At 56.3% G+C, this 21,300-nt stretch carries 12 protein-coding genes; 9 read left to right on the forward strand and 3 right to left on the reverse strand.

Translation table 11 applies throughout. From position 1 onward, the window contains the following. Positions 1–14: 14 nt before the first annotated feature. The 4 genes from K7P01_RS30600 (at position 15) to K7P01_RS30615 (ending at position 8,643) form a co-directional block, all read left to right on the forward strand. A complete protein-coding gene (locus K7P01_RS30600; RefSeq protein WP_267298410.1) occupies positions 15–6,170 on the forward strand; it encodes a type I polyketide synthase in 6,156 nt (2,051 codons plus the stop codon). 5 nt (positions 6,171–6,175) lie between these two features. Beyond that, entirely contained in the window at positions 6,176–6,619 is a 444-nt protein-coding gene (locus K7P01_RS30605; RefSeq protein ID WP_267298411.1) for a lipocalin-like domain-containing protein, read from the forward strand. A 177-nt stretch (positions 6,620–6,796) separates the two neighbouring features. Further along, on the forward strand, positions 6,797–7,195 hold the full coding sequence (locus K7P01_RS30610; protein ID WP_267298412.1) for a hypothetical protein: 399 nt from the start codon (positions 6,797–6,799) through the stop codon (positions 7,193–7,195). A 458-nt stretch (positions 7,196–7,653) separates the two neighbouring features. Then, on the forward strand, positions 7,654–8,643 hold the full coding sequence (locus K7P01_RS30615) for a helix-turn-helix transcriptional regulator (protein ID WP_267298413.1): 990 nt from the start codon (positions 7,654–7,656) through the stop codon (positions 8,641–8,643). Between the two features lie 102 nt (positions 8,644–8,745). Here K7P01_RS30615 and K7P01_RS30620 read toward each other — a convergent pair whose 3' ends face one another. Next, complete coding sequence (locus K7P01_RS30620) at positions 8,746–10,146, reverse strand: TPR end-of-group domain-containing protein (protein WP_267298414.1); 1,401 nt, start codon at positions 10,144–10,146, stop codon at positions 8,746–8,748. Positions 10,147–10,850: 704 nt separating this feature from the next. Continuing rightward, positions 10,851–13,016 carry a protein-disulfide reductase DsbD family protein gene (locus K7P01_RS30625; protein ID WP_267298415.1) on the reverse strand — a complete coding sequence of 722 codons (2,166 nt, stop codon included), beginning with the start codon at positions 13,014–13,016 and terminating at the stop codon, positions 10,851–10,853. A gap of 275 nt (positions 13,017–13,291) precedes the next feature. On the opposite strand from K7P01_RS30625, the gene K7P01_RS30630 reads away from it, so the two are divergent. The 5 genes from K7P01_RS30630 (at position 13,292) to K7P01_RS30650 (ending at position 20,553) form a co-directional block, all read left to right on the forward strand. Beyond that, positions 13,292–14,305 carry a helix-turn-helix domain-containing protein gene (locus tag K7P01_RS30630; protein WP_267298416.1) on the forward strand — a complete coding sequence of 338 codons (1,014 nt, stop codon included), beginning with the start codon at positions 13,292–13,294 and terminating at the stop codon, positions 14,303–14,305. A 38-nt stretch (positions 14,306–14,343) separates the two neighbouring features. Further along, on the forward strand, positions 14,344–15,396 hold the full coding sequence (locus K7P01_RS30635; RefSeq protein WP_267298417.1) for a glycoside hydrolase family 43 protein: 1,053 nt from the start codon (positions 14,344–14,346) through the stop codon (positions 15,394–15,396). Positions 15,397–15,605: 209 nt separating this feature from the next. After that, positions 15,606–15,977: a BlaI/MecI/CopY family transcriptional regulator gene (locus tag K7P01_RS30640; RefSeq protein ID WP_267298446.1), complete on the forward strand. Its 372-nt coding sequence runs from the start codon at positions 15,606–15,608 to the stop codon at positions 15,975–15,977. After that, entirely contained in the window at positions 15,974–17,206 is a 1,233-nt protein-coding gene (locus K7P01_RS30645; RefSeq protein ID WP_267298418.1) for a M56 family metallopeptidase, read from the forward strand. Before K7P01_RS30640 ends, K7P01_RS30645 begins: the two co-directional genes overlap by 4 nt. Before the next feature lie 188 nt (positions 17,207–17,394). Then, positions 17,395–20,553 carry an FG-GAP-like repeat-containing protein gene (locus K7P01_RS30650; RefSeq protein ID WP_267298419.1) on the forward strand — a complete coding sequence of 1,053 codons (3,159 nt, stop codon included), beginning with the start codon at positions 17,395–17,397 and terminating at the stop codon, positions 20,551–20,553. 27 nt (positions 20,554–20,580) lie between these two features. On the opposite strand, the gene K7P01_RS30655 is transcribed toward K7P01_RS30650, so the two are convergent. Continuing rightward, positions 20,581–21,255, reverse strand: a complete 675-nt coding sequence (locus tag K7P01_RS30655; protein WP_267298420.1) for an SRPBCC family protein — start codon at positions 21,253–21,255, stop codon at positions 20,581–20,583. Between the last annotated feature and the right edge of the window lie 45 nt (positions 21,256–21,300).

The raw sequence follows: 21,300 nt of genomic DNA on the forward strand, positions 1-21,300 counted from the left end.
CAAACTTCGTCTGTATGAAAGATGCGTCCGAAAATCTTGTACCACGTCAACCCGTGGCCATTGTGGGCATGTCCTGCCGTTTTCCGGGAGCCCCCACCCCTGAAGCATTTTGGGAGATGCTCCGCCACGGCCGCGATGCCGTTCGGGAGATACCGGCCGACCGGTGGGCCGTAGACGATTATTACGACGCCGATCCTGCTACGCCCGACAAGACGCATCAGCGCCACGCCGCGTTGCTTGACGACATCCACGCATTCGATCCGCTGTTCTTTTCCATATCACCGGCCGAAGCCGCCGAAATGAATCCATCGCAAAAGCTTGCGCTCGAGTTGGTATGGGAAGCGGTCGAACGCTCGGCCATGCCCCACAAGCAAGTACAGGGCACGCATACGGGTGTCTACATTGGTAACATCTGGAGCGACTTTGAGCATTATCGCAAGCACCAGCACGCACGCGTCACTCCGCATTCGGCCGTGGGCCAGTCCGCCAACATCATTGCCAATCGTATTTCGTTTTCCTTCGGCTTTACCGGCCCGAGCATGGTCATCGACACAGGCTGCTCTTCGTCACTGGTCGCCTTGCACCTGGCATGCCAGGCACTGTGGGACGGCAGCATTTCGCTAGGCGTCGTCGCCGGTGTCAACCACCTGCTCGACCCCGATCAATATATACTCTTGTCAAAGTTTGGCGGGCTGTCTGTAAAAGGCCGCTGCAGTACCTTCGACGCCGACGCCGACGGCTTTGTGCGCGGCGAAGGCGGCGGTGTGCTACTCGTCAAGACACTCGCCCAGGCGGAGCGCGACGGCGATCGCATCTATGCCGTCATTCGCGGCACGGCGATGAATAACAATGGCTATAATGAAACCCTGCCCGCCACCAGCGTGGCCGGCCAGCGACAGTTGTTAACCGAAGCCTACGCGCACAGCGGCCTGTTGCCCAACATGATCCACTACGTGGAAGCGCACGGCACCGGCACCCGCCGGGGCGACCCTACCGAGGCACAGGCACTCGGCGAATTCTTCCGCACAGGCCGCACGCGGCCACTCCACATCGGCTCGGTAAAAACCAACATCGGTCACCTCGAAGCCGCCGCAGGCATGGCCGGACTCATCAAGGTGATTCTCGCCATGCAGCATCGTCAACTGCCGCCGAGCCTGCACTTCCGCCGGCCGAATCCCAACATACCGTTCGATACGCTTAAACTACACGTACAACAGGCCGCCGGCCCGTGGCCCGCCGGCACAGGCGAGCTCCTGCGGGCAGGTATAAATTCGTTTGGCTGGGGCGGCACCAACGCGCACACTGTGCTCGAAGAATATCGCCCGGTCGTCCCACCGCGCGCCACCCGCACAGCCCCGGCACGTTACTGCCTGCCGCTGTCCGCTGCTTCCAACAGCGCTTTGCATGCGTATGTTGCCGCCTACCGCCAACACCTCGGGCATGCGTCACCCGACGCGCTGGCCGACAGTTGCATGGCCACGGCCCTGCGTAAACCGGCCCTGGCCCACCGCGCACTCTTCACCGCCCCCGACTGCGCCGGCATGCTGCAGGCGCTCGACCGCTTTCTACAAGAGGGAACCACTACCACACCACAAACGCCCGGCACGGCGCGCGTGGTCATGGTCTTTTCCGGACAGGGCGGACAATGGCTCGGTATGGGCACTGTGCTATACCGCCAAGAACCAGTCTTTCGCCGCGCCATCGATGCGTGTGCCGCCGCCTATACACCCTATGTAGACTGGTCCCTAACGGACCAGCTAGGGGCTACACCCGACACCAGCCGTCTCGCCGAGATCCAGGTAGTACAGCCCGTACTTTGCGCGATACAGATCGCGCTGGCGCGGCTGTGGATTTCGTGGGGCATTGCTGTACAGGGTGTCGTCGGCCACAGCATGGGCGAAGTCGCCGCCGCCCACATCGCCGGCAGCCTGACGCTTGAAGACGCCGCACGCATCATCTGTACCCGCAGCCGCCTCCTGAAGATTATCAGCGGCCAGGGGGCCATGGCCGTCACAGACCTCTCCCTGGCCGAAGCCGAAACGTGGTTAAAACAATACCCCGACCTGACCGTTGCCGTCAGCAACAGCCCCACCTCCACCGTATTGGCCGGCGACCGGCTTACCATGAACACATTCGTGCAAGCCCTGGAGCAAGCACAACGTTTTGTGCGTCCGGTCAATGTCGACGTCGCCTCGCACAGCCGCCAGGTAGACCCGCTGCAAGAGCCGCTGCGGCACGCGCTGCGCGCCTTAAAACCCGCAAAAGCCGCCATCGCATTTTACTCCACGGTACACGGCCGCAAAGTAGATGGCACCACGCTCGACGCCCGCTACTGGGCCGATAACCTGCGCAACACCGTGCAGTTCGCTACGGTTGTGCGCAGCCTGTTGGTCGAAGCGCCTACACTCTTTCTGGAGGTGGGACCACACCCCGTGCTGATCAACGCCCTGCATGAATGCGCCGCCACCTGCCCGGGGTCGATCTATAGCACCCTGGCATCGGGCCACCGCGACACGAACGAACACGACACACTCTATCAATCGCTGGCCGCCTTATACCAGCAAGGGTACGACATACCGTGGCATCGATTCTACCAGGGCCACCAGGGGGCGCCCATCCTGCTGCCCGCCTATCCATTCCAACGCGACCGCTATACCGTACACGCACGCACTGCACCGCGCGCTATACGCACCGCCGCGACTGCAGCCCCCCTGCTGGGCCAGCGCATACCCCTGGCCGGCTTCGACTCACTTTTCTATTGGGACACCACCCTAAGCCTGGACACGTTCCCGTACCTGCAGGACCACCGTGCCCAGGGCGAAGTTGTCCTACCCGGCGCAACCTACATAGAGCTGGTGCTCGAAGCCATCACATCGCTGGCACTCAACGGCACGCCCGTCTTGTCTGCCATACGGTTTTTACAACCGGTCACAATTGCGCCGGGCGATCACGTGCGCCTGCAGCTGCGCCTCCAACGCGACGGCGAACGCTATACCTTTGGCTGCTTCTGCGCACGCGAAGCGGCAGACGGTACCACGTGGCACGTGGTCGCCGAAGGATTAATGCAGCTACCGGCCCGGCCGGAGACCCCACCGCCGCCACTGTCAGTCTATCCGTTCCACCTGCAAAGCGGCCCCGCCTACTATGAAGCCCTCACTACGCTGGGACTACCGTATGGCCCGGCGTTCCGCCAGCTGCAGGAGCTGCAAAGCAACGAGGTACACAGCACCGTACACTTTAGTCTGCGGGCCTCTGACGTCGTACACCGGGCCGCCGGCCGTTACCGCGTGCACCCCGCATTGCTCGATGCCTGCTTCCAGCCGCTTTTCTACCGCGTACTGGCGGAACCGGGGCGAGGCTTTCACGGCGCCGCGACCTATCTCACAGGCGTCGGGCTGCTGCAAGTGCTGGCGCCCACACCGGCGCCCGATCAACTACTCGAAGGCACGGCCGTACTGCACACGCCCGAAATCGACGAAGCCCAGGGACGCATCGTCGTCACCGCCGACATTTTTGTACGCACCGGCGACGGCACGTTGTTTCTATACCTGCGCGGCCTCGAAGGCGTCGTGCTCGACACCGGCCGTGAGACACGCCGGCGCGAAGCTCTGCGCCAATGGTTTTACACCGTGCAGTGGGAAAAAGTACAGGCGCCCGCTCCCCCCGTCACCGCACTGCAAGGCACGTGGCTGGTACTCGGCGATCCTTGCGGACTGAGCGACCTGGTCGTCGAGAAGATGGAGCACGCGGGCCTGCACTGTATACACGTCGCGCCCGACAATGCTTTCACCCGGGTCGGCCTTCACCAATATACCCTCGACTATACTTCACCCGACGGCTATCACCAATTACTGCACGCCGTCGACGCAGGCACGGGCGAATCCCTCACCGGCATTCTGCTCATGTCCAGTCTGAGCTATACCTGGAAAGACCCCTCCCTTACCGCCGACAGCCTGGAAGAATACCAGGTATACGGCAGCCTCAGCTTGCTATACCTTGTACAAGCGCTGGTGCGCCGGCAGGCAACCGCGCATCCGCAGGTTGTGGTCGTCACAAACGGTATTCATGCCGTCGGCCGCGCCGACGATGTCGCACAACCCTTGCACAGCCCCCTGGCAGGCCTCACACGCGTGTTGGGCAACGAGTTGCCACACTACCGGGCACGCTGCATCGACCTGAGCGCAAACCCCTCTTACGACGAGCTCTATCGCGTGGTGGACGCCCTGCATCCCACCGCCGAGCAGGTCCTCGCGTTCCGCGGTGGCGACCGCTATGTACCGCGGCTTCGTCAGCCTGTCATCAGTCCACCGCCCATTGCCGAAACCGTATTCCGTCAGAACGCCACCTATCTGGTTACGGGCTTTCGCGGCATCGCTTTCGCGTTTGTAGAATGGATGGTGCGGCGCGGTGCGCGAAACATCGCGCTCGTCAGCCGCAGCGCCGACGTACCGCCCGCCCTGGAAGCCCGGTTCGCCGCGCTCGAAGCCCAGGGCTGCCGCCTGCGGTTGTTTGCGGCCGACGCTGGTGATTACGAGTCGTTGCACGCCGTCATGACACACATCGACACGACCATGGCACCCTTGCGCGGCGTGGTGCACGCCGCCGGTATCATTCACGCCCAACCGCTGGCCGATATCACCACCGATGACCTGCGCGACACCTTGCATCCCAAAATGAAAGGTGCGTGGAACCTGCACCTGCTGACACAGCACCGTACACTGGATTGTTTTATACTTTTCTCATCGGCATCAGCGCTCATCGGCCTCAGCGGCCAGGGTGGTTACGTAGCCGCCAACACCTTTCTCGATGCGCTGGCACACAGCCGCCGTTGCATGGGGCTGCCGGGCATGAGTATCAACTGGGGCGTCATGCTCGACAGCGGCATGGTCGCCGACACCGAAGGGCTCGAAGCCTATGCCCGCGCGGAAGGATTTATACCAGCCACCATGAACGAAGCACTCCATGCATTCGAGGCCCTCTATCCCGACAATCCCGTGCAAGCCGGCTTGCTGCGCCTCGACGCTGCAGTCATGGCGCAATACTATACTACGCTCGCCCAGACCCCCTATTTCCGGGGCTTGCTTACAACACACTCCACCACCACTGCCACCACCCAGGCATTCACCATACCAGCCGACCCCGAAGCCCGCACGGCCTATTTGCTACAACGCGTCATCCTCCACACCGCCGCCATCGTCCACATGCCGGCGGTGCAGATCTCTCCTTCCATGACCTTCCGCAGTCTCGGCCTCGACTCCATCATGGCGGTACAACTGCGCAACCTGCTGGAGGCCGAAACGGGTGTTACCTTGTCGGTCGCCATGTTCTGGTCACATCCCTCTTTACAAACCTTCGCGGCGTTTCTGAGTCATTCCGTCGAAGGTACTGCTGCCGTCCCCACGATGCCACCTGCCGCCGACCCGGCCCGCTGGTTTACGATACCCCGGCCGGCTCCTACGGCCGCATTGCGTTTGGTATGCCTGCACGATGCCGGTGGCGACGGAGCCCTGTTCCAGGGATGGGAGATGTTGCTTGGCGCCAACATCGAGCTCATATTGGTCGAACTTCCAGGACGAGGCCGCCACCTCGAAGACCCTGCCTATGATGATGTAGATTCTTTACTGCGCGACCTGGTGCCGGCGCTCCTGCCCAGCCTCGACCGGCCCTTCATCATCTTCGGTCACAGCCTCGGCGGATTGTTAGCCTTCGAGCTCGTGCGTGCGCTGCGCCGTGGCAAACACCCGCTGCCGCAGCGGCTTTTCGTGTCGTCCACACCGGCCTTGATGACGTACAAGGCGCACGAATACGATCCCGCCATGCCGGATGCCGCGCTGATAACAGCATTTCCACACCTGGCCCAAACTCCCGGTGACGTCGCCTGGCAACAGTATAAACGCCGGCTCTTGCGGCAAGATCTGCAGTTGGTCTACCGCTACAGTCATCATCGCGAGGCGCCAATAGACATTCCCGTCACCGTACTCTTTGGCGATGACGATCCACGGGTCAGCGCGCTGCAAGCCGCGGCATGGGAGCGCGAGACTACATCCGGTTGTACAGTCGTGTCCCGCCCGGGCGGGCACCGGTTTATAGACCAGGACACAGCCTATATCACCTCGCTGATGCTGGCCGAAGTGCCCGCCGTACCGGCCGGTATCACGCCCAACCGCTGACGTCTATGGAAGCTATCGGCCCCCGCATCATCGGCACATGGAAACTGGTCTCGTGGACCTACACCGACGACCAGGGCAACACCGTACCCTACCTGGGCGAAGGGGCGCAAGGTATATTGATGTACGACCAACATGGGTATATGAATGCGCAGCTCATGCGCGCCGGGCGGGCGCCCTTCGCCAAACCCGGATTTGCCGACGGCACGGCGGAAGAAACCTGGCTTGCCTTCAATTCATACATTGCATACTATGGTCGCTATTATGAATCACAACCGGGCGAGATCATACATGAGGTAGAAGGCAGCCTCTTTCCTAACTGGGTTGGTCACAGACAAGTAAGGTATGCTACCGTAATAGGCGACCAGTTAACCCTTCACACCTTGCCAATCGCTGCTCAAGAGCGTAAAATTGTGTTTTATATAACTTGGCAACGCCTGAAACTATCCTGAATCGGATGTAAGTTATTATGCGTTTTTCAGCTGGATTTTAGGGATAATCGGTCTAACTTGATTGGCATTCTTTCATAACCAGAACCGAATGACATGTTTTAGCTAGCGCTGAATGTTTAGCCGTAAAACCGATTTTACCCTTATCAGAACCCAAGACCCAACCCAAACCAAACAGTTATGGAGATGCTTTTCAGTGCTAAGAATATCGAGATAAGCTTTGATACGACGCACCGTTTTTTGTATTGCAATTGGATCGGCTTTCAGAACAAAGAATCAATCTTTAACTCGGGAGCGCGCATGATCGAGCTCTTACACAAACTGCAGATCCACAAAGTGCTGAACGATAACACACTCGTCACGGGGCCGTGGCAGGAGTCGGCCGATTGGACCAACAGCATCTGGTTTCCGCAAATGGTGGAAGCCGGGCTTACACACTTTGCATGGATCTCATCGGGCAATATTTTCGCCAATCTTTCGGCACGGCGCGCGATGCCCACGACCAATGTAACCGTGCGGATCTTCGCATCGTATCCCGAGGCATACACGTGGCTGACTAACCAGCCGGAAAAAACTTAAAACGCATACGAACCGGCATGCTTTGTGCGTTTAATGAGAGAACACCTCTACCGAACCTGAGCGCACATAAATGTCAATCATACATGATTTATCCGGTATAAATGTTGGTATGATTTTTCTAAACAGTATATAACAATCTACATTCGGCAGCCGTTGCAACAGAAAACAGCGCACGGGGAGCGAATTCCCCACACAACCGACAGATCGTTTTAAAATGCTTTTGATTGCATCATTCATATTGGTTAGAATTTATTCTTTTTCTATTTTCAACCTTTAACAAAGTGCTTTCATAGGCATCTACTGTCGCTGTTCTGGAAACAGACAGACTTTTTAAAGCGACGTACACTTGCGTGTTAATCGTTGTACAGCCCTGGGGGCTGCGAATTGTAACAAGAATGTACTACATAGAAATACAAGACCTTCTCAACGATAAATGCAATTTTGTGAATATGTAAAGTATGAACTCAAAAAACAGGGATTATTTCTACAGTCAGTTGAAGGTATCTGTGCAAGGCCATGGCCGGGCACTCCTTCAGCCGTTACAATGTGACGAAGACGGTCTCACCGTCGTTGCCGCGGGGCCCTATGGCAATCTGGTCTTCCGCGAGATCCTTTGCGAGGATTATACGTTGTTGCACAACACGTATAGTTGTCACGAGGATATGACCGTATCGTATTCCGTACCGAGTCCGTTCCTCGGATTCCACTTCGCCGTGCGGAACGATATGAACTACACCACCCCGGGCCTGCCCGGCGGCATCATCTACCGCAACCAGTATAATATGTTTTACCTGCCGGAGATGGAGTCGACGCGTACCTTCCGCGGCGAGCAGGAGTACGAGTCTTTTATCATTCACTTTACGCCCGCGTACCTCAAGCGTTGGGAAGAGCCTTTTCCGCTGCTCTCCGCATTCCTCGACAGCCTGAGTTCGACACCGGCACAGATCAACCGCGCCAACATGTCGGGAACGCCCGAAATGATGGCCATCATCCAGCACATCCTCCAATGCACTTACACCGGCAAGATCCGCCGCATGTTCCTGCAAGCGAAAGTACTGGAGCTGCTCATGCTGGCACTGCAAAACATCACGCCCGAAGGTAACCTCGTGCGCCCACTGCGTCGTCATTCCGACATCCAGCGCATAGAAGAAGCACGCCAGTACCTGGTGGCCAACCTGGAAGAGCCGTGCACGCTCGACGAGCTCGCACAAAAGGTTGGCATCAATGTATTTAAACTGAAGGTCGGCTTCAAGCAAGTATACGGTACTACCGTATTTGCCCTGCTTACCGAAGAACGCATGCAGCGTGCCATCCATCTGCTGCGCGACACCGACAAACTCGTGGTCGAAGTATCCGAAGCCGTAGGCTACAAAAATTTGCCAAACTTCACTTCTGCCTTCAAGCGCCGGTTCGGCTTTACGCCCAGTGCCGTCAAACAAGGGCAATGATGCCCAACCTTACCGACACCTGTACGAACAACCAACTCCCTAAAAATTTAAAAGCCATGCTCACGCATGGCTTTCTTTATTTAACAAAGGGGGGAAGTGTGTTCAGCGAAAATACTTATTCAAGATCTCCGCAAACTCCTTCTGGTCGCGGATGTTGCGCAGATCCTCGTCGTTGCGGATCTTCTCTTCGTCGTTAAACCCCTTTCGCAGGGCCTGTTCGAAATAATACAAAGCGTCTTGATAATGCCGGATGATCGAATAAAAACAAGCGAGGTTAAAATGCAGCGCCGGATCGTTCGGCGCGACGTCAAGCGCCTGGTGCGTAATGCGTATAGCCTCTTCGTACGATTCAGCCGTCACTGTTTCCAACGCCTTCCAGTACGACTCCATCGCCTTTTCATACAGCGCGCGCGACCGCTCGATCGAATCGCGGATCTGCTCGCAGGCGTCCTGCGACGTGGGGTCGTAGCGCTGGTACAGGTTGATATACAACAGCGACAGATCGAAACGTGACATTTCCAGGTAACAGAAGCTAAGTTGCAGAAAGATATCGGCAAATACACGGATCTGCGAGGGCGTCAATTGATGCACAATCAGCAAGCTGCGCTCAAACCATTTCACAGCCTTATAATAATCCGCATCCTCTTCGTACCACTGTCCGATCAGGTGATAGAGTGTGACCAGCGCGTTGTACGCATCCTCCATGTACTCCGTGGCCGGGTGGCGCAGCAGTCGCATCTCATATTGCTTCATAAACTCCTCCGCCCGCTCGCGCCGGTTCTCAGCGGGCGTGTTGATGATTTCGTTTATGCGCTCAGGCAGATTGTAAGGCTTAAAATCGAAGTAGTCCCAAATAGCGTAGCTGCATTCAATGTTGTGATGCCGCCCCGGATCACCCGGGGCCGGGTCGAGGTAGCCGGCAATATCTTGTTCTATGTCGCTCCACGTCCGGTCGGGATAAATGTATATTTGTTTTTGGACGGCGTCCCAGCGGGCGTAGAGCTCCAGCAGGGGGAGCCAGATCAGCCGGCGGTCTATTGTGTCGTCGCGCAGCATGGCCAGCTCGTAGGCCGTCGTGCAATAGACACCGTGTAGGTGGCCGTAGGGATCCTGGCCCACAGCGCTCCCTGGACAGATCAGGTCGTGCTGATGCTCCACCAGCACGCTGATCAGGCGGATGTCGGGCGCCGGTGGCAATGCGACCTTTTGGTCGCGTATGATAAACGTACGTTCGGTTAGCAGGCTTTCTTTCAGCAGCCGCGGCAGCTCATACCGCTTGATAAATCCCTCCTGCCCCTCGAAATATCCCTCCCGCTGCTTTTCGTAGGCCATCATCACCGCCTCTTTCAAGGCCTCTTTCTCGCTGGCACAGACGCGGTTGGTCACCTTGCCAAACGTTCCTACGCGTCCTTCCGTGATGGTGATCGTACATGAGCTGGTGAGCACTTCTATCTGCCAGAACCGATTAAACTCGTTGCTTAAATACAAAAAGAACTTTCTCATTATGCGGGTTCTTTGATAGACGCTGATCCATTTACAAACATATCTATCAGGCAGTCAGATTCGGCACCTTTAGTATAATATAGCTTCCGGCGGAACGTGACAGCGGTCGGCAGGGGCATAACTATGAGTATTAATTTCGGAAGTATGTTCGAACTCATGAAATTTTAACGGGAAATATTTTTATTATTACCAAAAGTATTTTTAAGGCTATCGTCACCCTGGTCGAAAAAAGGAAAAGATCGGAAGGGTGTTGTACCACATTTTAGCAGGTTTTTACATATTCTCGATACTGCAGGATTGTTCATTCGCATCATCATACGGTTTTCCGTTTAGTGCCGTGTGAGTGTGGGCGTAGGGTTGACCGAGAGGAAACCTATCGTACCCCCTACCCTCACAAGGGTACCGGCGAAGTAAAGGTAAATAAAAAAGCCCGCAGCGCCGTAACCATTGCGCCTTGGGCTTTCTTTCCTGAACCTGTTCTATCAACAACAACATGACCAGTTCTGTACGAATCGGTGACCTCAGGTGCCGGTAGCGTTGCATAACTCTTTTTCAACCTAAATCGTATGATGAATCCTAAAATAAAACAAGAATCCGCATACCGGCCCCTGAATGTCACCTGAGAGAGGGTTTTTAACCACAACGGAAATTTTCTTTATTGTATAACGTGTTTCTTTCTATACCTGCCACGGGCAGGATTTTCGTCAGTTGCCCGACGCTAGCTTTCCGTCCACACCACGCGGTTGCCCGGCCATCTGCTGGAAGCGACGCAAGCCTGCTTCCAAAAATTGTCCGAAGCTCGTGGCATCATAATCAGCACCCCGGGCGTTGACCAACGGCGTGCCGCGACCATCCGCTAAAACATAGTAGGGCTGTGCATTCGTCTTAAACACCGACGCCTGCAAATCGCTCCATTTGTTTCCCAGGGTCCCCAGCGTGCGACCACTGTAGGGCGAAACCGTCTGTTCGGTTTGTAACGCCGTGCGATCATCCACATATAACTGAATCAGTACATATTCCTCCCGCAGCTTTTGCAGTACATCCGGCGCTGTCCACACCGTCATCTCCATCTTACGGCAGTTTACACACGCATGACCGGTAAAGTCGATCATCACAGGTTTATTCACCCGCCGCGCATAGGCCAGTCCCTCTTCGTAGTCAAAGTAGGCGTTCAGGTTATGCGGCGCGTGAAAGATATCATCATACTTCTTGCGGGCAGCGTCGCCGGGGGTGGCGGTCGCCACTAACTGGCTGGTATACAGATCAAAATCTTGCGTCTGCTGGGGCGGCAGAAAGGCCGCAATAGAGTTGAGCGGCGCACCCCACAGACCCGGCACCATGTACAGGGCAAACGCCAGTGATAACAGCGCCAGGAACAACCGCCCCGGGTCCAGACCCTCTACCGCTGCATCGTGCAGCAGGCGCAACTTGCCCAGCAGATAAAAGCCCAGCGCCCCAAACAAGACGATCCAAAGCACCAGAAAAACTTCGCGGTCGAACCAGTTCCAGTGATAGGCCAGGTCGACGTTCGAGAGAAACTTCAGCGCCAGGGCCAGCTCCAGAAAGCCCAGCACCACCTTCACGCTGTTCAGCCAGCCACCCGACCGGGGCAGCGCCTGCAGCCACGAAGGAAACATAGCAAACAGGGTAAATGGCAAGGCAAGCGCCAGCGAGAACCCCGTCATGCCGAGGATCGGACCGAGCGTCAGGCCACCGCCAACAGAGACGGCCTCCACCAGCAGCGTACCAATGATCGGCCCGGTACACGAGAAGGAAACCAATGCCAGCGTGGCGGCCATAAAAAATATACCCGTCACGCCGCCGCGATCGGCTTGTGCATCCGCACGGTCTATCCAGGCATGCGGCAACCGTATCTCGAAGGCGCCGAGGAAAGATGCGCCGAAAACTGCCAGCAGCACGAAGAAGACAATGTTAAAGATGCCATTCGTCGACAGGTTGTTTAAGGCGTCGCTGCCAAAGGCCAGCGTAATGCCCAGGCCCGCCGCGACGTAAATAACAATGATGGAAATACCATAGAGGATCGCGGTGTGCACAGCGCCCTTCCGGCTGGCGCTGCGCTTGGTAAAATACCCCACCGTAAAGGGCAGCATCGGAAAGATGCACGGCATGAAGATGGCAGCCAGGCCGCCCAGGAAGCCCGCGATGAAGATGCCCCAAAGAGAGGATGATGAAGCATCGTCCGGTGTTGTAAGGTCTTTTGTATTTTCCGCTTCGACGAGCGATGGGAATACCGGCTCCTGCCGCAAGTCCGGCGCAGCAACGTAGGCGGTCGCCACCGGAGTCTCGGCAGGAGGTTCTGTGTCGTCGTGGCGGACCGGTGCCGCGACCGGCACAACCTGTCCTATTTCACGGACGGCTCCACGCTTTTCAGGCTTGTCTGCTTTTGTCTCGAGGTTAAAGCTTATCACTTCCGGCGGCAGGCACATCTCCTCGGTACACACCATAAACTCCACCTTGCCCTGAATGATTGTCAGCGGAGTGTGCAGCTTTACTTTCTGCGAAAACACCACGCTGCGGGCATACCAGACAATGTCCATCATAAAGGTTTTGTCATAGCTTTTAACCGCCATGCCTTCTTCCTTTACTTTGTCGACAAGCGTATAATCTTGTGAGGCGCTAAAAGAGATCGTCGTGGGAAGTGGACCGCCTTCTTCAATATACTGGGAGTATATATGCCAGCCGTCCTCCAGCGTAGCCGTAATCATCAGCGTGGCTTCGCTGCCCTTTCCAGGAACAGAGACAAAGCTCCACTTCACAGGCTTATGCACTTGCGCACTGGCAAACGCCAGCGGTATCAATACAAACATCAGCGAGACCATACCTCGCACCGCAGATATCAATCGACTCATAGGCTCTGGTTTGTTCGGCAAAAGACATTAAGGTTGATGATAACTTTCCTCAATTGACCCCGGCCGTTACTAAGCATAAGACACGGCGTCTCCGGCGTGGTATAAGAAGAATGAGTGTTTTTTTTGGGGATCTGCGGGGCTTTTAGGACATCCAAAAGTGTGCGTTTTGGGGAAAGATTTTCAAAAAACGTAAAAAATGCTCCCGAATACGTAAACAGTCTCTATCAAGTTATCACAAAATTTATGCTAACCATAACACTTAACCCCAAAACCGTATGTGGTTCAACCGTTTAGATTATCCCGTTCTGCTCCCCAGTGATGAGAACCCGAATCCCCACCGGGAAGATTTTGTATTCGAAGACCCGGAAGGCAATTTTGTCCTGAAAGGCCTGATCGAGCACCGCATCGAACATTGCACGATCACCTATTCATGCGAGCAACCCGAACAGCCCGCCAACCTGGTGATGAGCGAAAACCGCCCGTGCCTGGTGCTATACTTCAACATCGACGACCATCTGCAGTATAACATCACCGGCTTCGCGCCCGGCACCCTGCGGCGCAATCAGTATAACATGGTCTATGTACCATCGCTGCGCTGCTCCTACTTCATGCCGCCTGGTAAATACCGCTCGCTGAGCTTTCAATTTACGCCCAATTACCTGCACCAGTTCGAAGACATCTTCCCACCGCTCAAGTTGTTTATGCACCATGTCGCCAAAGGCATTCCCTGCTCGCTCAGCACACGCCACTTGCACACGCTGCCCGAAATGCACAAGATTCTGTGGGACATCCTCACCAATATGCTCACCGGCGACACGCGTGAAGAATTCCTGCGTGGCAAAATCCTCACGTTGCTGCTGCTCTGCCTCCAACACAGCAACACGACCAATCAAAACCCCCGCAATCTCAGCCTGCGCCAAAGCGAAATAGAAAAGCTGCACAAAGCGCATGAATATATACTCGACCACGTCAACAACAGCTTCACCATCGGGCTCATCGCCACGCAAGTGGATATGGACCCCATCAAGCTGGCGCGCGGCTTTAAGACATTGTTTGGCATTCCGCTATATTCGTTCGTAATCGAAGAGCGGCTCAAGAAAGCGCTGGAGCTGTTACGCACGACCGAACAAACCATGCAGGAAATCGCACATGGCATCGGCTATAAAAAGCTGGCCAATTTCTCCGAGGCATTCAAAGATCGCTATGGCTACCCGCCTACGCAGGTGCGCAAGATGAAGCTCACCGACGCCGACCTGCAAGACAGCCGGCACCGAAAGCGGACCATATAAAGGAAATATGTATTTTGGTCATTCGTAATGACGATCGTATGACCATATTCGCATTGTATACCGGGCGCCTTGTGCGCCCGCTCCTGGTAACAACCCTGTCGCTGTTGGCCACCATCACGCTGGCGCAACATACCACGTTCACCAACCCCCTCCTTCCCGCCGCCGCCGACCCCTGGGTCGTGCAGCATAACGGCTGGTACTATGTTACGCACACCACCGGCAGCAACATCCGCCTGTACCGCACGCGCAGCATGAGCGCCCTGGCCAAGGCTGAGTGGAAAACCATCTGGACACCCCCGGCCACCGGCGGCAACGCAAAAGAGTTGTGGGCGCCCGAGGTACACCGTGTCAACGGCCGCTGGTACTGCTACTATGCCGCCGACGATGGCGACAATAAAAATCACCGCATGTGGGTGTTGGAAAATACGTCCGACGATCCCTTTACTGGCACCTGGAACGACAAAGGCAAACTCGCTCTCGCCGACGACAAGTGGGCAATCGACGGCACCTTGCTGCAGCATCGTGGCAAGCTATACTTTGCCTGGGCCGGCTGGGAAGGCGACGAAAACGTACGCCAGGGCATCTATATCGTACACATGCGTGACCCCATTACACCCGAAGGCCCGCGTATCCGCATCTCGCGTCCCGAGCTACCCTGGGAAGTACACGGCTTTGCTGCGGGCAACACGCCCACCGTGAACGAAGGGCCACAGTTTCTCACCCACGGCAACCAGGTACATATGGTCTACTCCGCCAGCGGCTGCTGGACGGACCACTACGCGCTCGGCCTGCTGACAGCTCCGGCAAAAGCAGACCTGCTCGATCCTGCTTCCTGGAAAAAAACACCTGAGCCCGTGTTTACGACAAATGCCGACGCGCAAGCCTTTGGCCCCGGCCACTGCAGCTTCTTTACCTCACCCGACGGCAACGAACACTGGCTCTTTTACCACGCCAACCCCGGCGCCGGCCAGGGCTGCGGCCGCCGCCGTTCCGCCCGCATACAACCTTTTACATGGGCCAACGATATACCTGTCTTTGGAAAGCCCGCCGCACTGAGCACACCGCTGCCAAAGCCTTCCGGCGAGCAGTAGCAAAAAACAGTGTGAGCGTGATAGCGAAAGCGGACACGCTCACACTACATTTTACCGCCACTACTCGTCATCAACTAAAAATTTAGTTAAACCCCCTTGCACCTAATCAACTAAATCATTAGTTTTATAACTAATTACTTAGTAACCAAAAGTACTGCCCCAAACAGCGCAGCCTGTTCAACGATTGCCCACCACGCATCATGAAAGACATAAAAGAATTAACAAAAGCCGAAGGCCAAATCATGCAGATCCTCTGGACACTGGAAAAAGCTTTTGTAAAAGACATTGTGGAAGCCATGCCCGACCCCAAGCCGGCCTATAACACCGTCTCTACCATTGTGCGCATCCTGGAAACAAAAGGCTTTATCGACCATACCGCCTACGGCAAAACACACGAGTATTATCCGCTCATCAGTAAAGAGAAGTACACCCGGTTCTACCTTAATAATTTATTAAAAGGATACTTTGACGGCTCGTTTCAAAACCTGGTCTCCTTCTTCGCGCGCGAAAACAAACTGAGCACCACCGACGTGCAAAAACTACTGGCAGAAGTGAAAAACGCTAAAAAAGGAAAATCATGACTCCCTGGCTGAACTACTTCCTGGAGGCTAATCTCTGCCTCTGCTTCTTGCTGCTGTTATACCGGTTGCTCCTGTGGCGGCAGACTGCCTTCACCGCGCAACGGTGGATCTTGCTGGGGGCCACCGGGGTATCCATCGTTGTTCCGCTTGGGCACACCGCGTCAGCAGGCATTAACCTCGCGGTAGAAAACGTCATCCCAACGACCTGGCTGGAAGTCGTGACCGTCACCGACCAGACCGCGCCTGCCCGCACAGGGTCGGATGTGTGGTATTATATACAATGGTTCTATGCCGCCGGCATAATATTCTTCGTCATACGGTTTCTCTTCCGGTTGTGGCAGCTGTGGCGCCTGACGCGAACGTACCGTCCCTCCGGGCACTATCACGGCACACCCGTCGTGGTCCTCCCCGCCCCTTATAGTACATTCTCATTCTTCGGTCGCATCTTCCTCGGAAGCGAGGGAGCAATGCCCGGTGCACGCGCGTGGGTGCTACGGCACGAACAGGTGCACGTGCGGCAATACCATTCTATCGACATTCTGTGGATCTATATACTCCAGGCGATCTTTTGGGTCAACCCCGTCCTGGCGATCTATAAAAGACTATTGACGGAACTTCACGAGTTCGAAGCCGATGCGCGCGCGGCGGCGGACAGTGAGGTACGTGAATACTGCAGCCTGCTGGCGAAGGTTGCTTTAGCGTCGGCCGACGTCCCCATCGCCCATTCATTTTCTCATTCATTCATCTTAAAACGTATCAACATGATCAAAACACATAAGACCGGCATCTCCACCCCGCGGGTGGCCATGCTAACCCTCTGTGCCACGGCCTTCTGCTACTTTATTGTCAGCAGCGAGCAGGTGGTTGCCCAGCAACAGAAACCCGCACAGCAGGAAGTGTCCCCCAGCCAGGAGGTAATGGAGGTTGTAGACGATATGCCAACCTACTATAACAACGGCATGCAAGGATTATATTCCTTCCTGGGCGAGAATATCAAGTATCCTGCCGACGACCGTAAGCGCAACGTGGAGGGTACGGTGTTCGTCACCTTTGTCGTAGAAAAAGATGGCACCGTGTCGGGCGCCAGCGTAGAGAAAGGTGTATCGCCAGGGCTGGACAACGAAGCCCTGCGCGTAGCGAAGCTCACCCGCTGGACACCCGGCAAAGCAGGTGGAAAGATCGTCCGCGCCCGCATGGTGCTGCCCATCAAGTATAAGCTCGGGGCGTAAGTCGCCCGATAGCTTCCCCTAGGGAGAGGGCGGGATGGATATAAAATCCACCCCGCCCTTAAAAACCGGCAGCCACCGGTATAGAATTCAGCGCTTCTTGATTCTTTTCCAGCAACGCACGCCAACTTTTTCCGTTATTTGGGTGTCTCACATGGTGTGATCAACTATCCAACTTTTAAAGCGTTGCTATGATTCGGATTTTTACGTACATCTCTCTTTTTATTTGCTCATGTTTTCTGGTCTGTCGCCCGGCGGCCGCCCAGGGCTTTTTTGAGCGCCCCATTCCCAAGAGCTACCAGGGAATAGAAGTATTGCAATCCCCGGCAAACGATTATTATGTTTTGTCAGGCAGTCCCTATCATGTCACCCGCCTGAATAGCGCCGGCTACCGATTGGGCCAACTGCCACTGGACGTATTCCCCGCTACGGTGTACCCTTTTACCGGCATCGGTGTGACCGCCGACCGTGTGCTGGTCGTGGGTGGTGAGGCGAAGGGCGGATTGACACTGGTCTCTGTCAACCATGACCTAACCGACAGCAAATCGGCCACGTTATATACTGCGGCGTTCAAAGGCGCCAAAGTCGCCGGGCTAAGCAACAACGGTGCCGCCATCCTCGTCAGTACGCCCAACGACAATGGCTACCGCAACCCGCACCTCTTTTTAACAGACGCCAACCTTACCATACAAAGCGACCGTGTATATACCCTGCCGGCAAACATAGACATCGTCCACATAGGCGAATTGGCTAACCACGACCTGGTACTCGTAGGCCGCGATGCCGAAACCGGCGCCGGTTCCATCATCCTCACGCAGGCCAATGGAACGCCCCGCGCGGCAGCCCCCGGACTTCCGCCCCTCCTGGATGTAAAAGTATACGGCAATAAACTATACGCGCTCAGTACTACTAACAACGGCCGCACGGCCACGCTATACGTGTACGGCGACAACCTCAACGTCACCCAACAGGCAGACCTCTTCACCCACGCGGCAGCCATCCCCACCACGACATACCTGTCGCAAAGCAACAACGGCGACATTGCCGTGGCCACACCCGCGGAAAACAAGCCGGGCATGGACCTGCATGTATTTACCGGCAGCTCGTTTACCGAAACGGCCACCGTATACCACAGCCTGGCCCAGGTCGGCGGCAGAACGGTACCATCAGCAGCGTCGACAGCCAACATCGGCTTTGCCATCCTGACCGTCCTGCCTATACGGGACTATCCCGACCTGTCCGACCTGCCCGTGCTGGTGAAAACAAATGCCGCCGGCCAGGGCCCCGAACATTTACCCCTCGAGGCCGTCTCCCCAACCGGCATGGAGGAAGTTGACAGCCTCACGTTCCAACATTGGGCCGACCTCGATGGCGATGGCCAACGCGAGCTTTTTCTGACAAATGACAAGATCAATGTCTTCCGCTACAATGCCACCACCGGGCAGTTTGCGCGCATCAATACCCCCTTTCCCGGCGAGCGCAAGGGCTTCCAGAGCCTTAGCACCGCCGATGTAGACAACGACGGCGACCTCGACTTTTATATCAACCGCCACCGTGCGCGGGAGACGCATGTTCTTTCTCCTATACCGAATATACTGTATCGCAACAATGGCGACGGGAGCTTTACAGCAGAAACCGGCGCGATCTGCCCCGAAGGTATCGCCACCCGCCAAAGCTTTTGGATCGACCTGAACAACGACCATTGGCTGGATCTATACCTCTCGGGCTCTACCCATGACCGTGCCTATCTCAACAACGGCGACGGTAACCATTTTACCGAGCTTGACCTGACGTTCCTTCCCCGCAAAAATAATGTGGAGGCTGTGCCCATCGGCATGCTGTGGGAAGACCTGAATGGCGACGGTTACGTGGATGCCATCAACCAGCCCGAGCAGGGCGACGCCTACATCTTGCTCAACCAGCAAGGTACAGGCTTTACGAAAGTACCGCTGCAACAATATATCTCCCTGGCAGGGCCGCCCTACGTAGTGCCTACCCGCATACAGAATCTCTCCACCAGCTATGTAAACGGCAAGCGCTGCCTGCTCATAGGCCAGTACGACCAGCTACGGTATTTTGAGCATGATGGTACACGCTACGTAGAAAAGCCGCGTCCGGAAACGCTGGAATATTATCGAAACTACAGCGCCAAATTCTATGACTTTGACAATGACGGCGACCAGGATGTGATCTCGTATCAGAACGAGCGCGCGTGGCTAAACCGCAACGACGGCGAAGCAGGCTTTTCTATTCCCGCGTTCGATGCATTCGGCCTATCCGCATTTACGTGGTACGACTACGACAACAACGGCTCGAAGGATCTGATCGCGGGTCGCGCGACCGTAAAAAATAACTGCACCAACAACTGGCTAAAAATCCGCCTCCGGGGCAACATATCTCCCGCTGCCGGGACCGGCGCCGTGGTATCCGTGAACGTCAATGGTGTCTGGCAACATCGCACCATCACCACCGATGCCGGCCCCGTCAGCGGCGAAGTCGGCGACGAAGCGTTCTTCGGCCTGGGCGATGCCACCACCATAGACGCGCTTACCATCGCCTGGCCATCCGGTTGTACCAGCCAGTATACGAATGTTACCGCCAATCAGCGGCTTACCTGCGAAGAAACCTGCGCCGGCTCAGCCCCCACCGTCGACATCCTCGGCAACGGCTGCCTCGGTGCGCCTCAAAGGGTAAATCTCGGCGGGGGCGGTACACAATTCGCCTGGTACCGCACGAAAGACCAGGAAGAGGCTTTCCTCGTCAGCGGCAGCGAATCCGTAACGTTCGATACGCTAACCAGGTCGCAGACGCTGTATGTCGCCAACATCAGCGGCGACAGCCCTTCCCGGCGTATGCCCGTCGCGCTCTCCGCCGGCGTACGTCCGGTCTTCCTCGTAGCCATGACGCAAACAGGCTCCGGCTACCAGTTCACGGCAACCTCTGCAGACCCAACCATCACAACCTATCAGTGGTACCTCGCCGACAACCAGCTTGCCGGCACGGGCAGCAGTTATACCCCGCCTCCCCTCGCTACAGGTGCACAAAGGGTCTGCGCCCGCGTGGTCAGCAACGGTTGTGACGCCTGGAACTGCGTCGAGTTTATCGTAACAGGAGTGGAAGAATCGATCCTCACAGAGTATACCGTGCACCCGAACCCCGTAAAAGGCAAGCTGCATATCGCGCACAAAAGCGACAGACCCTTTACCCTGGAGTTGATACACATCACGGGCGCACACGCCTACCACGCGAGCGGCAGCGCGTCCTATGAAATAAATACAGAAGGATACGCCCCCGGCCTGTACGTCCTGCGGATCAACGGCCAGGGAGCGATCAAAATTGTTAAGCAATAATATATATACCAGCAGTGTGCCGGTGGCTTAGTCCACCGGCATCATTTTGCTGCTTTCGATGTAGTGCTTAAAGTTATTTAAGTCGTCCGCGACGATCTTTTCCAGCAGCGGGTTCAGCAAACGGGCTGCTCCCTCCCCTACCAGGCCCATGGGAGCACGATATGTGATCACCGCGCGGATCTGCGTACGCCCTGCGCCCGCATCGCGGAACTCTACCTTACCGGCATTGTCGATCTGTGACCCCGGCAACGCCGCCCAGCTCAACAGCTCACCGGGCTCATCCAGAATGATCGACGCATACCACTGCACCGGCTCCGGCACACCCGGCAACTTGGCCGTCCACCGCGACTGCCCGTCTTCCGCCTGCTCTACCGATACCAGGTGCTTCATAAACAACGGCAGCTGCTCCAGCTTGCGCCAGAACGCATATACATCGGCACGCGGCCTATCCACCGTGACAGATGTGCGGACGTTGATGTTGCGCGCATGCAGCTCCGGGTCGCGCGTCAGCGCATTCGCCACCGGGCAGTGCCCTGAAATAGCGCGATACAACAGATACGCGCCCGCAGCACCTTTTAACAGGCCACCGTTCGCAAAAGCCGAACGCACCATCCACGCGCCGGCAATGCCCGAAAGCACACGCTCCGGCGTGCTGACATTGCTGTCCGGGCTATACGATTGAAGATTTTCGAGAAGGTTCATAGTATGATCTTGTTTGCATAAACAGCCGTAATTAATTGTGCCATC

The sequence above is a fragment of the Parachryseolinea silvisoli genome (genome assembly GCF_021190955.1).
GTDB lineage: Bacteria > Bacteroidota > Bacteroidia > Cytophagales > Cyclobacteriaceae > Ohtaekwangia > Ohtaekwangia silvisoli.

What these genes read in the sequence shown, in the direction of transcription:
- K7P01_RS30605 (WP_267298411.1), top strand. Translation starts at nt 6,176, where the DNA reads ATGGAAGCTATCGGCCCCCGCATCATCGGCACATGGAAACTGGTCTCG.
- K7P01_RS30650 (WP_267298419.1), top strand. Translation starts at nt 17,395, where the DNA reads ATGATTCGGATTTTTACGTACATCTCTCTTTTTATTTGCTCATGTTTT.
- K7P01_RS30635 (WP_267298417.1), top strand. Translation starts at nt 14,344, where the DNA reads ATGACCATATTCGCATTGTATACCGGGCGCCTTGTGCGCCCGCTCCTG.
- K7P01_RS30645 (WP_267298418.1), top strand. Translation starts at nt 15,974, where the DNA reads ATGACTCCCTGGCTGAACTACTTCCTGGAGGCTAATCTCTGCCTCTGC.
- K7P01_RS30625 (WP_267298415.1), bottom strand. Translation starts at nt 13,016, where the DNA reads ATGAGTCGATTGATATCTGCGGTGCGAGGTATGGTCTCGCTGATGTTT.
- K7P01_RS30655 (WP_267298420.1), bottom strand. Translation starts at nt 21,255, where the DNA reads ATGAACCTTCTCGAAAATCTTCAATCGTATAGCCCGGACAGCAATGTC.
- K7P01_RS30630 (WP_267298416.1), top strand. Translation starts at nt 13,292, where the DNA reads ATGTGGTTCAACCGTTTAGATTATCCCGTTCTGCTCCCCAGTGATGAG.
- K7P01_RS30620 (WP_267298414.1), bottom strand. Translation starts at nt 10,146, where the DNA reads ATGAGAAAGTTCTTTTTGTATTTAAGCAACGAGTTTAATCGGTTCTGG.
- K7P01_RS30610 (WP_267298412.1), top strand. Translation starts at nt 6,797, where the DNA reads ATGGAGATGCTTTTCAGTGCTAAGAATATCGAGATAAGCTTTGATACG.
- K7P01_RS30615 (WP_267298413.1), top strand. Translation starts at nt 7,654, where the DNA reads ATGAACTCAAAAAACAGGGATTATTTCTACAGTCAGTTGAAGGTATCT.
- K7P01_RS30600 (WP_267298410.1), top strand. Translation starts at nt 15, where the DNA reads ATGAAAGATGCGTCCGAAAATCTTGTACCACGTCAACCCGTGGCCATT.